Source organism: Streptomyces sp. NPDC006463 (assembly GCF_042870715.1).
Taxonomy (GTDB): domain Bacteria; phylum Actinomycetota; class Actinomycetes; order Streptomycetales; family Streptomycetaceae; genus Streptomyces.
Genome location: NZ_JBIAHP010000024.1, coordinates 62397 through 77279, shown reverse-complemented (window position 1 = coordinate 77279; position 14883 = coordinate 62397). Strand labels below are relative to the sequence as shown.

11 protein-coding genes and 2 pseudogenes are annotated in these 14883 nt (G+C 69.3%); 6 read left to right on the top strand and 7 right to left on the bottom strand.

Annotated features, from left to right (window positions below; translation table 11 throughout):
- Window positions 1-11 precede the first annotated feature (11 nt).
- Window positions 12-1064 (top strand): YncE family protein, encoded by a 1053-nt coding sequence (locus ACFYOB_RS33125; protein WP_388566373.1) that lies wholly within the window; start codon window positions 12-14, stop codon window positions 1062-1064.
- A gap of 90 nt (window positions 1065-1154) precedes the next feature.
- Here the strand turns inward: ACFYOB_RS33125 and ACFYOB_RS33120 are convergent, their stop codons facing one another.
- Window positions 1155-2243, bottom strand: a complete 1089-nt coding sequence (locus ACFYOB_RS33120) for an alpha/beta hydrolase (protein ID WP_388566370.1) — start codon at window positions 2241-2243, stop codon at window positions 1155-1157.
- Between the two features lie 330 nt (window positions 2244-2573).
- Complete coding sequence (locus tag ACFYOB_RS33115; RefSeq protein WP_388566367.1) at window positions 2574-3446, bottom strand: helix-turn-helix transcriptional regulator; 873 nt, start codon at window positions 3444-3446, stop codon at window positions 2574-2576.
- A 188-nt stretch (window positions 3447-3634) separates the two neighbouring features.
- On the opposite strand from ACFYOB_RS33115, the gene ACFYOB_RS33110 reads away from it, so the two are divergent.
- Window positions 3635-4396, top strand: coding sequence for an SDR family oxidoreductase (locus tag ACFYOB_RS33110; RefSeq protein ID WP_388566365.1), 762 nt, complete (start codon window positions 3635-3637; stop codon window positions 4394-4396).
- A gap of 129 nt (window positions 4397-4525) precedes the next feature.
- On the opposite strand, the pseudogene ACFYOB_RS33105 reads toward ACFYOB_RS33110, so the two are convergent.
- Window positions 4526-5321, bottom strand: a pseudogene (locus tag ACFYOB_RS33105) (IS5 family transposase).
- A 224-nt stretch (window positions 5322-5545) separates the two neighbouring features.
- Window positions 5546-9322 carry an NACHT and WD repeat domain-containing protein gene (locus ACFYOB_RS33100; protein WP_388566362.1) on the bottom strand — a complete coding sequence of 1259 codons (3777 nt, stop codon included), beginning with the start codon at window positions 9320-9322 and terminating at the stop codon, window positions 5546-5548.
- 149 nt (window positions 9323-9471) lie between these two features.
- On the opposite strand from ACFYOB_RS33100, the gene ACFYOB_RS33095 reads away from it, so the two are divergent.
- Window positions 9472-9939: an RICIN domain-containing protein gene (locus ACFYOB_RS33095; protein WP_388566359.1), complete on the top strand. Its 468-nt coding sequence runs from the start codon at window positions 9472-9474 to the stop codon at window positions 9937-9939.
- Window positions 9940-10089: 150 nt separating this feature from the next.
- Here ACFYOB_RS33095 and ACFYOB_RS33090 read toward each other — a convergent pair whose 3' ends face one another.
- Window positions 10090-10680: an SMI1/KNR4 family protein gene (locus ACFYOB_RS33090; protein WP_388566356.1), complete on the bottom strand. Its 591-nt coding sequence runs from the start codon at window positions 10678-10680 to the stop codon at window positions 10090-10092.
- A 184-nt stretch (window positions 10681-10864) separates the two neighbouring features.
- A complete protein-coding gene (locus ACFYOB_RS33085; protein WP_388566555.1) occupies window positions 10865-11095 on the bottom strand; it encodes a hypothetical protein in 231 nt (76 codons plus the stop codon).
- Here ACFYOB_RS33085 and ACFYOB_RS33080 point away from each other — a divergent pair.
- A pseudogene (locus tag ACFYOB_RS33080) lies at window positions 11081-11373 on the top strand (hypothetical protein); the annotation flags it as partial. The gene ACFYOB_RS33085 and the pseudogene ACFYOB_RS33080 overlap by 15 nt on opposite strands.
- Before the next feature lie 223 nt (window positions 11374-11596).
- On the top strand, window positions 11597-12790 hold the full coding sequence (locus tag ACFYOB_RS33075) for a hypothetical protein (RefSeq protein ID WP_388566354.1): 1194 nt from the start codon (window positions 11597-11599) through the stop codon (window positions 12788-12790).
- 311 nt (window positions 12791-13101) lie between these two features.
- Here ACFYOB_RS33075 and ACFYOB_RS33070 read toward each other — a convergent pair whose 3' ends face one another.
- Window positions 13102-13581, bottom strand: a complete 480-nt coding sequence (locus tag ACFYOB_RS33070) for a lamin tail domain-containing protein (RefSeq protein WP_388566352.1) — start codon at window positions 13579-13581, stop codon at window positions 13102-13104.
- A 683-nt stretch (window positions 13582-14264) separates the two neighbouring features.
- On the opposite strand from ACFYOB_RS33070, the gene ACFYOB_RS33065 reads away from it, so the two are divergent.
- Window positions 14265-14540: an isoamylase early set domain-containing protein gene (locus ACFYOB_RS33065; RefSeq protein WP_388566350.1), complete on the top strand. Its 276-nt coding sequence runs from the start codon at window positions 14265-14267 to the stop codon at window positions 14538-14540.
- The last annotated feature ends 343 nt before the right edge of the window (window positions 14541-14883 follow it).

The following is a 14883-nucleotide window of genomic DNA, read 5'->3' as shown; positions in this document are numbered from 1 at the left end:
AAGGAGCCGCTGTGCAGCAGTCCCCCCGTACCGGTCGGGAAGGCGATGTCCTGGCCGTCGTCAGTCAGAGCGGACCGACCGTCTCGTTCTTCGACGCCTCCTCCGACCGCCACCTCGGCGATGTGCACGTACCCGCCGAGCCCCACGAGTTGTGTTTCGATGCGACGCAACGACTGCTGTGGTGCACGCTGACGTACCACTCGGGCTACTACCACGCGAACGGCGGTCGGCGCACCGAACTGGCCGTCGTCGACCCCGACACCCGCCGCATCGTCGAGGTCGTCGACCTCGCCCCGGAACACGGGCCGCACGGCCTGGCGCTGGACCCGGTGCGCGGCCGGCTCTACGTCAGCGTGGAGGGCGCCGAGGACAGGCCCGGCGGTGTCGTGGTGATCGATACGGCGACCCGTCGGCCCGTGGGCAGGATCGACACGGACGCGCCCGGCCCGCACTGGTTCGCCATCGACCCGGCGGGGAGGACGGGTTACGCCACCAACAAGGAGGCGCCGTTCGTGTCGGTCGTCGACCTCGAACGGGGCGTCCTCACCGCGAAGGTCGAGGTACCGGGCAGTGAGGGACTCGCCGTCTCCGCCGACGGCACGCACGCCTTCGTCGCCGCGCCCTACGCCAACTTCTCCGGCACCGCCGAGGAGCGGCCGACCACTGGAATCCGGGTCATCGACACCCGGACGGCGTTCGTCGTGGACACCCTGCCCACGGAGGACATCGTCCTGCCGGTGCACCTGACCTCGACGGGGAAGCTGCTCGCGGGCGAAGTGCGCACGGTGCCCGATCCGGGGTCGCGACTCGGACGTCAAGCACCGGGTCGCCTCACGGTGTTCTCCGCCGACACCCGCAAGCAGTTGGGCGAGCTCGAGGTCGGGCTCTTCCCGCTGACCATCACCTCGTCTCCCGACGGCCGACTCGCCTACGTGGCCTGTGTCGTCTCGTCCACCGTCGACATCGTCGACCTGGAGACGCTGGATCGCCTGGCCCGGCTGGACATCGCCAAGCTCGGCGAGCCCGGTGCGCATGGTCTGGCGTATCTCCCGCGCCCGGCCTGATCGCCGCCTACCGGTCCGGTGAGTACATCTGTCGCCGGGGCCCGTCCTCCCCTCGGAGGACGGGCGCGCCGAGGCCTTCCGGCACCGCCCCTATTGCGGCTTCGGGCCCTTCATCAGCTTGCTGAGCTGTTCCAGGGGGCCTTCCTTCATCCCTCGGACGTAGTCCCACCCGTTGTGGTCGCCGCCCTGGATCTCGTGGATCGTGACCTTGATCGGGCCCTTGCCGAACTCCTGCTGGAACTTCTCCATCCGGTCGCGGCCGCCTTCCTTGGTGCCGTACTGGAAGAGGACGTTCACCTCGGGGCCCTTGCCGTTGATCAGCTTCGGGGCGAGCTTCTCGGGGTTGTTCGCGTCCATTTCCGCCTGGTGGCCCTTCCAGAGCGGGGAGTCCGGGACGATCTCGCCGCCATTGGCGATGACGGCCCGGAAGCGGTCCGGCTTCTGCAGGAGCTGCTTGAGGCCGACGAAGGCGCCGGAGGAGTTGCCCATGAAGGCCCAGCCGTCGCGGGACTTGTAGGTACGGAAGTTGGCCCGGGCGAGGTCGGGTACGTCCTCGCCGATCCAGGTGCCCATCTTGGCCTGGCCGGGGATGTCGGAGCCGTCGTAGTAGTACTTGCTGTCCGGGTTGAGGAGCGGCATGACCAGGATGAACGGGAGGCTCTTGCCGGCTGCGGCGCCCTCGGCGATGGCCGTCTGGAGGCCCAGCTTCGGCATGGTCGCCCAGTAGTTGTCGGCGTTCCCGTTGCCTCCGGGTAGCGCGATCATGACCGGGAAGGCGCTCTTCGCGTACTCGGGGCGGTCGTACTCCTTGGGCGTCCACACCCAGACGCTGCCCTCGAAGCCGGACTTGGCGCCCTTCACCCGGGCCTTGGATATGCGGGTGCCGTCGTCCAGCTTGACCGTCTGCTTGAAGTCGGCGAACGGACCGGCGGGGAGGGACACGTCCGGGTCCGCGCTCGGCGCGGTGGCCTGCTTCCCGCCGCCGGTCTCCTTGCCCTTGTCCGCTCCGGCAGAGGGCTTCCCGTAGCTGACGGCCTCGCCGTTCCCGTCGAACCAGTCCGTCGTCCAGTAGATCAACCCGGCGCCGGCGCCGGCGAGCAGGGCCACGGCCACCGCGGAGGCGATCCACACCTTCTTGCGGGATCGCCTGGGCTGCTGCGACTGCGGGTACTCGTGCACGAACTTCGCTCCGAACAGTGCGGCTGCCCTGGGCGGGCAGAACGGGTGGGTCCTCCTCTTGGGATGCGCTCCTCGACGCCCAGGTTGCAAAAATATGCAATAAATATCATTTAGAGGCGGCGCGGATGGGCGGCAGGCGGGGCCAGCTGGCAGACGGAACAGGCACAGGTTCCGTGATCACGGAGTTGCGACGCTCTGTGATCACCGGGGAGACCTGTGCCTGCGCTGAAAGGACGCCGGGGGCTCATGACGACGGCACCCGGACGGTCTGCGAATGGCGCAAATGGCGGCGCGGTCGTTCTGGCTGCGCCGCCGGACGGCCGGGGTTCGTCAGGGTGTCTTCGGGTGCCTGGTGTCTGCTGGCCTGCTGCGTGCTGTGTCGGTAGGTTCGGTGTGTGAGAGTGCGGCGAGGAGTTGCAGTTTCTCGTCGCTGTCGCTGTCCTTGTCCGGGTAGTAGACGACCAGGATGACGTCGCCTACGGGGAGTTTGTCGCGGTGGAGCCGTAGTTCACCGACGACTGGGTGGTTGACGGTGGTGGTGCCTCCGTCGAGGTTGCGGATGTCGTGTCGGGCCCACAGGGTGCGGAACCGCTGGCTGGACAGTGCGAGTTCTCCGATGAGTTCGACGAACCGGGGATTGTCGGTGTCGTCCCCGATGGTGGTGCGAAGGGCGGCGATGAAGCCGGCGGCGGCTTTCGTCCAGTCCTGGTGGAAGGCTTGTTCCTCGGGGTCGAGGAGGAGGGAACGGAGCCGGTTCTCACCGGGCCGCAGTCGCGGGGAGAGCGCGACGGCCATCGGGTTGGAGGCCAGGACGTCGAAGGCGCGTCCCTCGACGAACGCGGGGATCTGAAGGTGGGCAAGGAACTGGTGCACCCGTGCCGGTACCTGCTCGGGCCGCTTGCGGCGCGGCGTCCTTGGGCGGGCTGCCACGAGGCCGAGCAGATACGTCCGCTCGATGTCGTCGAGGTGCAGGACACGCGCGAGTGATTCGAGGACCTGAGGAGAAGGATTCTTGTCGCGGCCCCGTTCCAGGCGCAGATAGTAATCGGCGCTGATTCCGGCGAGCAGGGCGACTTCCTCACGGCGCAGGCCTGGGACGCGGCGGTTGCCGCCGGACGGGAGCCCCGCCTGCACCGGGGAGACCAGCTCACGCCGGGCGCGGAGGTAGCTTCCGAGCCGGTTGTCCAATTCCTTATCCTTCATACCGACACCGTAATGCGGTGCGCGCGTTTCAGAGGGGGCCCTGGCAGGACCAGGGAAGACGGGGGCCCTGCCACACCCGGCGGATGCCGTCAAGACTTGCGGCATCACTGTTTGTGAAGGACAGGGACCATCGCTGAATGCGCCGCGAGCCCAAACGCCGTCGCGCCCTGAACTGAAGGGAAGATCTCGTGGATCTCTCCAACCGCACCGTTCTCATCGTCGGCGGGACCTCGGGCATCGGGCGAGAACTGGCCCGCCGGTTCGCCGCAGCGGGCAGTACCGTGGCTGTTGGCGGCCGTAGCCCGGAGGCACTCTCGGAACTCGCCCAAGAAGGCTTCGGCACTTTCGGCATTGACGTCACCGACAGTGTCTCCGTCGCACGTGCCCGCGACGCCGTGCTCGCCCAGTACGCCGAACTGGACACCGTGGTGACCATGTCGGGCGTCATGCTCCTGGAGGACCTGCGCGACTCCGCGCACTTCGAGGCGGCACGGACGACGATCGACACCAACCTGGTCGGCACCATCCGCGTCATCGATGCCTTCACCCCGCACCTGGTCGAACGCGGCGCCGGCACCTTCATCACCGTCACCTCCGGCATCGCCTTCCTGCCGTTCCCGCCCATGCCCACCTACGCCGCCTCGAAAGCTGCGGTGCACGCCTACTCCGAGGCACTGCGCGCACAACTCGACGGCACCGGCGTCAGCGTCGTCGAGCTCGTCCCCCCGGCCGTCGCCACGGCAGGACAGGAGAAAGTGAACCCGCTCGCACTGCCGCTCGACGACTTCGGCGCCGAGGTCATGCAGTTGCTCTCGCAGGACCCCACCCCTGAGGAGATCCTGGTCGACCGGGTCGTCATGCATCGCTGGGCTGAGCGCGACGGCACCTACGACGACCTCGTCGCACAGCGTTCCCAGGCCCTGACCATGCTCCCCAGCCGCCAAGGCTGACACAGCCGTTCGCCCTTTGGACCGCCACTCAAGTCGGCCGATCGCCCTCGCCTCGTTGAGGACATCGCCGCCGCGGTCCGTGACGGCGCGCTACCGGTCGGCGAGGCGCATGGCCCTGCCGCCGGCCCGTCATGGTCGGCGTCGGGGGCGGGCTGCCCAGCGGTGAGTGGTCCAGGCTCGGCGAATCAGACTACGTACGGTGATGATCGTGTCGGCGAGGTCGAAGAAGGCCTCGGTAACGCGGGTCCGGCGTTCGTAGCAGCGCGTGAGCCGGTGGAAGGCGTTCTGCCAGGCGTGCGTGCGCTCGATGTGCCACCGGTGGGTGGCCTGGACCGGCGCTTTGATCCCCTTGCGGGCGATCCGGCCGTGCAGACCGCGCTCGGCAAGCACGGCGCGGGAGTGGGCCGAGTCGTAGCCAGCGTCGAGATGACGGTGATCTCGTCGGGCAGAGCCCGAGTTCGCTCAGGAGATCGAGCGTTGGGGCCAGCCGTGGGGAGTCGTTGCGGTTGGCGCCGGCCAGGATGCGGCCGAGCGGGATGTCGTAGCCGTCGGTCATGCCCGAGCGCTTCATGCCCTGTTTGCCCCGGTCGACCGGTGAGCGTCCGGCCGCTTCGCCGCCGCCGGGGGCCTTGGTGATGGCGCCGTCCACGGCGATCTGATCGAGGACGAGACCGACGATGCGGTCATGGGCGTCGAGCGCGATCTGCTTCAACTCGGCGCACAGGCCCAGGCGTATCCATTCGTCGCGGCGACTGCGGATCGTCGTGGCCGAGCAGGCGGAGTCCGTGATCGCCTCATAGGAGCAGCCGAACCGGAGGACTTGAAGGAGCTTGTCGAAGACGAGCCGGTCACTGATCCGGCGCCGGTGGCAGCCCAACGGGTGGGCCGGATCGAACTCGGGCCGCTGCGGCATCAGGGCGGCCATTTGGTCTCAGAGCGGTTCGGTCAGCCAGGATGGCAGCGCAGGCACAGGTCTCCCCGGTGATCACAGAGCGTCGCAACTCCGTGATCACGGAACCTGTGCCTGTTCCGTCTGCCAGCCGGCCCCGCCTGCCGCCTATGCGCGCCACCTCTTAGCTTTCAGATGAGTGCGTCCTCACCGCTGTCCGCCGCGAGGACGGCGGGCGCGTCCAGGCGGTGTGCCAGATGTCATGTGGCTGGGCAGGGTGGGTTGAAGTCGACCGCCGCGAAGTACTGCGCCCATTGCGCTCTGGTGATCCGGGGATACGCACTGTCGCAGATGCGGGCGGCGACCCTGTCCAGGCCGGTGTCCCACAGCCGGATCGTGAAGTCGTTGCCGCCGGTGGCCAGGGATTTGCCGTCCGGGCTGAATGCCACGGCCGGTACGGGGTTCGAGTGGCCGGTGAGGACAGCGGGAGCGGCCGCACCGCTCACCTCCCATAGCAGGGCCTTGCTGTCCGCGGCGCCGGCTGCCAGGCGGCGGCCGTCCGCGTCAAAGACCAATGTGTAGAGCAAGGAGCCGGACGCCGGTAGCCGCGTCACCTTCGCCAGGCGGCCGATGTCGCTCGCGTCGATCAGCCAGACCGTCCTGTCCTTTCGGTGGAAAGCGGCCAGTCTCCGGTTGTCGGGGCTGAATACGCCGCCGGTCAGAGGGTCGGACCGGAACGGGGACGGCAGTTCCCTGGGGCTGCGCGCATCGCTGATGTCCCAGAACCGCAGCGAACCGGACTCGCCGGTGCTCGTCACCAGCGTGCGGCCGTCCGGCCGGAACGAGGCCATCGTGACGTCCGGACCGTCCTCGGCGATCCGGCTCAGTTGCCTAGGGTTGCCGGGATCGGCCAGGTCCCAGAGTCCGGCCGTACCTTGGGCCCAGACGGCCAGCAGGCGGCCGTCCGGGCCGAAGCCGGCGCCGCCGACTTCGCCGGCGCCGGGGGTGAGGACCGATGTCAGCCGCGGTCTCCGTGGATCGGTCACGTCCCAGACGCGGACGGTGGTGTCCTCGCTGGTGGTGACGAGCGTTCGCCCGTCCGGGCTGAACACCACGGACCGGACGAACTTGGTGTGCCCGTGCAGGACTGACAGCGGCCACAGGGCCCGGCCCCCGGTGACCTGCCACAGGCGTGCGGTGCCGTCCCAGCTGGCGCTGGCGAGGAGGTGGCCGCCGGGGCCGAACGCCAGGGACGTGACCACGTCGTCGTGGGTCGCGAGCGACAGATCCCGCACGTCCAGGAGCCGGTCGGAGTTGGCGAGCACGCGGCCGTCCGGGCTGAACGCGGCTTGGTAGAACCCGCCCTCGATCGTGCTGATCCGCTTCGGTTTTGCCGGGGCGGCGACATCCCAGAACTGGGTGGACCCGCCTACCGAGACGAGCGTTCTGCCGTCCGGACTGAATGCCACCGACCAGACGATCGCGGGATGGCCGAGCAGGACGGCCGGTGGCTGCGTTCGCGGGCTGCTGCCGATGTCCCAGACCCGCGCGGTGCGGTCCCAGCTCCCGGTCGCCACGGTCCGGCCGTCAGGGCTGAAGGCGGCCGAGGTCATCGTGTCGGTGTGTCCGCGCAGGACCTCGAGGAGGAGCGGGTTCGCGGTATCGACGACATTCCACAGTCTGGTGGTGGTGTCGCCGGTGGTCGCCAGCGTGCGGCCGTCCGGGCTGAACGTGACCGAGGTGACCGTGCCGGTGTGGCCCGGCAAGGTGGCCAGCAGCCGCGGGTGGCGGGGATCGTTCACGTTCCACAGCCGCGCCGCGCCGTCGGTGTGGCCGGTAGCGATGACGCCGCCGGGCCGGTACGCCACCCACGTCGGCGCGGACGGCTGGTCCGGCAAGGTGCTCAGCTCGACGGGCGTACGCGGGTCCGCCACGTCCCACAGCCGCACCGATCGGTCGCTCGCCGTGGCCAGGATCCGGCCGCCCTCACCGAACGCCACCGACCTCAGCCGCTCCGGCTGATCCAAGACGGCCAACTGCACTGGGCGGTGCGCGTCCCCGATGTCCCACAGCCGGACAGTGCGGTCCCAGCTCGCGGTGGCCAGGACCGTGCCCTTCGGGGCGATGGAGACCGAGACCACGTCGGAGGTGTGGCCGGTGAGCCGACTCGTGTACGGCGTCGCGAACGTGCTCATGAGCTGGTCGCGCACGTCGCCGGTGGCCGCCAGCCGGTACGCGGCCAGGTTCAGCTGCGCGGCGAGCGAGGGGTTTTGCTGCCGCACCTCAGCCGCGTCCGCGGCGGCCTTCCGCCCAAGGGCCACGTTGCGCTGCTGGATGGCCGAGTCTCGCGAGTCGATGGCCAGCCCGCCCGCGGTCGCCGCAATGACCACCAGCACGGTGAGCAGCGTGACCAGCTGCCGCAGGCGGACCGCCCGTCGCCTGACCGCCGCCATCTCGCCGGCCTGCGCTTCCTGACTCGCATCGAGGAAGCGCCGTTCCTTGGAGGTCAGCCGGCTGCCGTCCGCGGCGGCCAGGTCCAGCGCCGCGGCCAGGCGGGCACCCCGGTACAAGGCGTGCGGGTCGCGGTCCTGCGCCTCCCAATCGGCGGTCGCGTCGGTGAGCTGCCTGTGCAAGATCAGCCGGTCCCGGTCCTCGGTCAGCCAGACGCGCAGCCTCGGCCAGCACCGGATGATTGCTTCGTGGGTGATCTCGACGCACCCCTGGTCCAGCGTCACCAGCCGTTGCCGGGCGAGGGATTCGAGCACGTAGGCGGTGTCGGGGTTCGGGTCCAGCTCTTCCCTGGTGATCCGGCGCCTGGTGTCCTCAGTACCGTCGCCCAGCGCGGTCAGCCGGAGGAACAGCGATCTGGCGAGGCCTTGCTGAACCGGCGAAAGCGCCTGGTAGGCGGCCTCAGCGGTGTGCGCGAGCGCGTGCTGGATGCCGCCGGCCGCCAGATACCCGTCCAGGGTCAGGCGGCTGCCGCTGCGACGGCGCCAGGTCTCGGCCATCGCGTGCGAGACCAGTGGCAACGCACCCGGCTGGCCGGTGGCGTCCGCGACCACGGCCGCCAGCAGCGGGCCGGTCACGGTGCAGTCGGCGAGCATGGCCGGCCGGGTGATGGCCTCGCGCAGCTCCTGGCTGTTCATCGGACCGACCGCGATCTGCGCGTCGCGCATCGCCTCGACCAGCCGGGGGTCCTGGACGCAGTGGCCGTAGAAATCGGCGCGCACGCCGAGTACCACCCGGGTCCGGCTGGTCGCCGCCGTGGCGGCCTCGATCAGCATGACGATGAACGCGTCTCGTTCGTCCCGGTTCCTGCAGAGGGTGAAGACCTCCTCGAACTGGTCGATGACGATCAGCGCGTCGATGTCCGGTGTGCGGTCGCACAAGGCTTGCCGGATCCGCAGGTGCAGCGCCGTGGGATCGTCCAGCAGCTCGGTCACCAGCGCGCCGGGAGCCTCTCCCGTCGCCGCGGCGAGCTGGATCGCGCACTCCTCCACGGGATGCGGACCCGGTGTGAACAGCATCACCGACCACCCCAATGCCCGCGCGCGGGCGACGAGCCCCGCCCGAAGCAACGAGGATTTCCCCACTCCGGACGGCCCGAAGACCGCCAGGAACCGGTGGTCACGCACCTTCGCGAGCACCTCGCCGGTCAGCCGCTCGCGCCCGAAGAAACGGTCGGCGTCTTCCGGCTGGAACGCCGACAGCCCCGCGTACGGTGTGCTCTCCCGGCTGGTTTCCCCGGGCTCATCGCCATGTGCGCTCGCGGCAATCTCGGCGGCGACCGCATGCCATCGGGTTTCCCATTCGCGGCGGTCACCCTGACACGCCTCGACGTACGCGAGCGTGACGGCAAGGCTCGGAAACCTGTGCCCGCCCGCGGCGTCCGACAGTGTCGTGGACGAATAGTGCGCCCTCTTGGCCAGCGCCCGATAAGGCGGCCGTCCCGCCACCTCGCGCAGCTTCCGAAGGTCGGCCGCGAACCGTGTCACCGGACCGGTGTCCACGTCGAGCGGGCGTTCCTGGCGTGGCATTGCCTTCCCTTTCTATGCCTCTTCGCAGTCGTGATGGGAGGTGATTGTCCAGCTCTTGATGTCCGGAATCCTCGTTCCGGCGCCGGACATCAACCGGCCGCTAGACATGGGCCCAGCGCAACCGCGCAAGAGCGATACGAAGGAGAACCATGAGGTCTGTGCGACGACTGATGCTGCTGGCGGCCATCACCGGGCTGCTGGCCGGCGCTGCCTTGACGGGCGCGCCTGCGTTTGCCGCGGCGCCGCTGCTCAAGTCCAACCTGAACGGAAGGTGCGCCGACATCTTCATGTTCCATCAGGAGAACGGCGCCTCCACCGTGACGTGGGACTGCACCGGCAACACCAACCAGCAGTGGCGCTGGGACGGTGAGCAGATCCGCTCCAGCATGAACGGCAAGTGCCTGGAGATCTACGGTCCCCATCTGGGTGACCAGGGATCGGTGGCCATGTGGGACTGCAACGGCGGTCTCCACCAGAAGTGGTTCCGCAACGGCAGCGAGATCCGGAACCGGGTGAACGGAAAGTGCCTCGACATCCTGGGCGGCCGGCCTGAGAACGGCCAGCTCCTGGTGAGCTGGGGCTGCAACGGCGCGCGGAGCCAGAGCTGGGACTTCTGAACGCTGTCCCGGCCCGGCACATCGCGTGCCGGGCCGGGACTCGGTCGCGCTCGCGGCGAGGCTGCAAAGACACTTGCGGCAGCGCAACCAAGCGTTGAGATGGCGGTCGCGCGCCGGCACCGCGGTCGAGATGATTTTGAAAGAGTGGGCCTACGGGGTGGAGGGTGGGGACTGACCCCAGCCCGGCGGCAGCAATTCCCAGGAATCGTGGCGAAGCCACTCGCTGAACGTGGCCGGGCGGGCGCTGCCCGCGTGATCGAGAGACAGCGAGATGATCAGGTCGCAGGTGGCGCGGCCATCCCACCACACTGTGCCGGCGAGGGGGCCGGTGACTGCCAGCAGCGTGTAGAAGCCACAGCCGTTGTCCTGCAGGATCACGGCTCCTGCGGTCTTGTGGTCTTGGAAGACCTCATACTCCTGGTCCCAGGCCTGCCAGGCTTCGGTGTAGGCCTGCTCGTCGACGCATTCCTCCAGTCGCGGTTCGCGTGCATCCAGTTCGGCGTTCGCGATCAAGTAGGAGTCGGGGTGGGGGAAGGGCAGGGCCAGCAGCTCCGCCGGCGTGTCACGGTCGGCGCCCCAGTCCCAGCCCCACTCCTTTCGACACGGTTGGAACACGCGCTTGGCAGGCTGCGGCTCCTGCAGATACGCGCGGTATGCGGCTGGGAAGGACACACCAAGCTCGTGCTCGGCCATGGCCAGCTCAGCCTCGGTCAACGGCGCGGGTAGGGACGGATGATGCATGATGCCGAGCCTAGAGCCGACCGGCCGCGCCGTACTGGCTGGCCCCCGTGTTCCGCCGGCCCCGCTACGCGCTCGGATGATCCGAAGGAAACGACCTGGTGACCTGAGTCAGACTCGGTGCCCGTACGCGGCGACCTTGTCGAGGACCAGCTGCACCCACGCGGCCGGCCGGGACCGCCTTGTGTCAGGCCGTGTGCTTGTGCATCACGTCGAGGTAGAACCGGTCACGCTGTGGCACGTGGTTGTCCCGTCCCGGCAGGCTGAGGACCGCGCAGACGTCAGATATCAGCGCGGGGCCGAAACCCTCCCGCGCGCACACGAGCAGGCACTCGGCCAGCCCGCGGGCGTACGCATCGATCGTGCGAGCACCCGTCCGAGGTGCGGGCCCGGCGGCCGTCTCCTCGCGGTCGGCCAAGGGCAGCAGGCCGGCTGGGCTTTGGGATGGCAGTGCGCACCTATCGTGGCGATTACGCGCCCATCGGCCAGTTCGGCTGGGACGACGGCGCCGGTACCACCGCCTACGCCGACCCGGACAACCAGCTCACCGGAATCCTGCTCACCCAGGTCGGGATGTCCACCCCGGACTCGGCGCGGCCCATCCACGACTTCTGGACCACGCTCTTGGCGGACAACCACGCGGGAGTGAATGGAGGCGGTGGTCTTCGGCGAGGAGTTGGCTGGGCACGGCCTTGAGAGCCGGCCCAGCCCAGCCCAGCCCATGAGAGCGCGAGGTCGGCGGCCCGCGTCTTGGCAGCGGTAACGAACGTCCTATTTATGGCCGAGCGCCCACTGTCTGGCCGATCGGAACTGACGTACAAGTGAAGGCCGTGCAGCATCTGGTCGGCCCGTGCTTGTGAAGGGCCACAGCGGTCTGCCGAACCGTGCTCGTCTCGATCGTCTGTTTCAGGGGGGCATCATGCGCATACGTTCACGTGCCTGGTTTCTGGTCGCCGCGGGCCTGCTCGCCGTGGGTGCCGGTCCGGCGTACGGGGCTGACACGTCGTCGGCAGAGTCGGCGGCGGGGTCGGTGCAGTACGCCGTGCAGGACCTCGGCACCCTGGGCGGTACCCGCAGCAAGGCGACGGCCATAGACGGCAACACGGTCGTCGGTAGCTCACTGACGAGAGGCGACGCCGTCGAACACGCCTTCGCGTACGACCTGCGCAGGCACACCATGACCGATCTCGGCACTCTGGGGCACTCCAGCCAGGCGACCGGCGTAGAGGGGGATTACGTCGTCGGGAAGTCAGACCTCTCCGCCGACGGTCCGACTCATGGATTCGCCTACAACGTCCGGACCCGTCAGCTCGTCGACATCGGCACTCTCGGCGGCAGCAGCACCAACATCACGGGCCTCGACGGTGACACCGTGGTGGGGACGTCGTCGCTCTCCGGCGACCTGGTCACCCACGCGTTCGCGTACAGCCTGCGCACCCGGACCATGACCGATCTCGGCAGCCTCGCCGGCCCGTCGGGCGAGAGCACCGCGGCGGCCGTCAGCGGTGTGATCGTCGTGGGCAGCTCCTCCCTGCCGAACACGCCTCCCACCACAATGCACGGGTTCGCCTATAACCTGCGCACCCGGACGATGACCGATCTCGGCACCCTCGGCGGAAGCTCCAGCACAGCCAACGACATCAGCGGTTCAACCGTGGTCGGCCAGTCTCGAACGGCCGGCAACCGCCTCACCGGATACGCCTACGACCTCCGTACCGGCATCCGCACGGACCTGGGGTCCCACTTCCTGACCGCGCAGCTGATCAGCGGGAGCACTGTGACCGGCGGCGACGGCTTGCTCGCCAGCTCGTTCGACCTCATGACGCACACGAGTGCCGTGATCGGCTCCGGGCGTGGTGTCACAGAGGTCAAGCAGATCGCCGGGAACCTCATGGTCGGTGACAACTTCGCCCCCAACTCCTTCGCCTTCGTCGCCCGCGTCGACAACGGCGACTTCACCTACCTGGCCTCCCTGGGCGGCCTCAACTCCTCCGCGGCTCAGGTCAACCGTCGCGGCGTCGTCGCAGGCAGCGCAGCACTTTCGTCCGCCGACCCGGTCAATGCCAACGGCCCTTTCCATGCCGCCGTCTGGGTACCGCACACGGTGGCGTAGGGGAGCGAAGCCGCGCGGATGAAGGCGTGCGGCTGCGGTAGGCCCCTTTCGGCGGACCTGGCGGTCTGCCGAAAAGCCGGGGCCTGCCCCACGTGCTCAGGTGCGTCTGGTCGGGTACTTCGGCCTGTACGCGGACAGGCTCCACCCCGACAGGATGGGTGACCGCCCCAAACCTGCGCTCCTCCCGTCGGCGCGGGGGCTGGGTGCGGGTCTGCATGGGTGTGGCGTGCCGCGGCTGGTTTGCCGTGGCACGCCGTTCGGTGTGGTTGGCGGCAGGTCACAGTCCGTGTGGGTGTGGCTGCCGGGGTGGGCTAGCGGTGGTGGTGGTGTCCGCGGCGGCCCCAGGATTCGGTGTCGATGACGTTGCCGCGGTTGTCGCGGAGGGTGGCGGTGTCGCGCTCGTCCCAGATCTGGTGGCGGCGGTCCTGGTAGACGTCGTGGCGGGTGTCGCGGCCGTGGCCGGTGTGGACCTTGACGCTGGAGCGTCCGTCGAGGCGGAAGCCGTTGAAGCGGTAGCGGTTGCCCTGCTTGTCGGTGAGGGTGAAGCCGCGCAGGTCGACGCTGTGGCGGCCGGTGTTCTTCACCTCGACCCATTCGCTGTTCAGGGCACGGTTGTCGCGGCCGCGGCCGGCGTTCTCGACGTCGCCGATGACGACGGAGGAGTGCGGGTACGGGCCACGGTGGTCGCGCCGGTGGTCGTCGGCGGCGGCCGGCGCCGCCGCGGCGCCGATGAGGGCTCCGGCGGCCAGGAGGCCGGCGAGAGTGCGGCGGGTGGCGAGAGAAGCAGACATGCGGATGGCTCCTTCAACGGTCAGCCCGGCCCGGCCTCGTGCCGGCCGGGCGGGCTCCGAACAGTTCCCGGCGTCGTGCCGAGGAGCCACACTCTGGCTCCGAGCCCTGCTCGAAAGAAGCGAAAACAGCTGGTGTTGCCCAATGCGGACATGTCCGTAACTCTCCCTTGCAGGGGGCATGCGTCAACGCCGCATTGACCGTCGGAATAGGCAGGTCCGGGTCCATGCCCAGGAGGCCCATGGACCGCAGCGTCCCGCCTCACCGGCGCCCGGCTTCCTTGCCGCCCGTAGCCCCTGCGCCGAACGGGTTCAACGCCCCGTAACAGCCACTTCTGCGATTTCTCCGAATCCCCGTACGCCAGCGGCGACCCCGCGCGGCGGGCAGCCCGGGCGGGCGTGTTGGGGTGATGGTGTCTGGGGTGTGAGCCGTAAGAGCTACGCCGGAGCGGTTCGCCTGCCCGGGCCGTCCCGCTCCGGCCCAAGGATGGGTGAGCGTCCTGCGATGTGCGGTGACGCCAGGCGCCGACGACGCTCGCCGTGGACACGGAGCGGGGACAGGGCCGTGCGGCGGATCCGGGGGTCGCCCTGGCGGGGGTGTGCTGCTCGTGCCGTACTACGGTTCAGGCCTGCGGGGTTGACGATGGTGGCCTGTGCCTGTCCGACGGCGATTTAGGGAGCCGGCCGTGCTCGAACGCAAGCTTCGCAAGGATTCCACCGACGTGACCTTCACTTTGCCCGCTGGTGTTCCTCCGGGCCCGGTGAGCGTCGTGGGTGACTTCAACGGCTGGACCCCAGGCGTGCACGAGTTCAAGGACCGCAAGGGCGGAATGAGGGCCGTGACCGTCAACCTGCCTTCCGGGCAGCGGCACGCGTTCCGCTATCTGGGAGTGGGGGACCACTGGTTCGACGACGACTCCGCTGACGCGCACGACGGCCGCAACGGCCACATCCACACCTGAAACCCTCCGCCCCTGCAGCACCGCGCTGAGAGACGTTGCGTGCTGGGTGGCCACGCCGTCGGTCCGGAGGGGTTGGGCTGGTCCTGGCCCTCCCGGGCGGCGGGGCGCCGTAGTGGCGTGCTCGTTCTCGCTCTGGAGGGCCGCTCCCAGCCCCGTGGCGCGGCCCGGCTGCGGGCACGTCGGGCAGCCGTCACACGGCGCCGGTCACCGCCCCGCTCGGCAGCATCCAGCCCGGCATCGGACGCGTCGACGGCCTTCGTGCGTTCTGCCTCGGTGGTCGTGATCCTTCCTCCACCTGACCAGCCTCGGGGTGGCGCTGCGCGACGATCTCTCGCAGTGACTG

What these genes read in the sequence shown, in the direction of transcription:
- ACFYOB_RS33090 (WP_388566356.1), bottom strand. Translation starts at nt 10,680, where the DNA reads ATGCATCATCCGTCCCTACCCGCGCCGTTGACCGAGGCTGAGCTGGCC.
- ACFYOB_RS33070 (WP_388566352.1), bottom strand. Translation starts at nt 13,581, where the DNA reads ATGTCTGCTTCTCTCGCCACCCGCCGCACTCTCGCCGGCCTCCTGGCC.
- ACFYOB_RS33100 (WP_388566362.1), bottom strand. Translation starts at nt 9,322, where the DNA reads ATGCCACGCCAGGAACGCCCGCTCGACGTGGACACCGGTCCGGTGACA.
- ACFYOB_RS33095 (WP_388566359.1), top strand. Translation starts at nt 9,472, where the DNA reads ATGAGGTCTGTGCGACGACTGATGCTGCTGGCGGCCATCACCGGGCTG.
- ACFYOB_RS33115 (WP_388566367.1), bottom strand. Translation starts at nt 3,446, where the DNA reads ATGAAGGATAAGGAATTGGACAACCGGCTCGGAAGCTACCTCCGCGCC.
- ACFYOB_RS33075 (WP_388566354.1), top strand. Translation starts at nt 11,597, where the DNA reads ATGCGCATACGTTCACGTGCCTGGTTTCTGGTCGCCGCGGGCCTGCTC.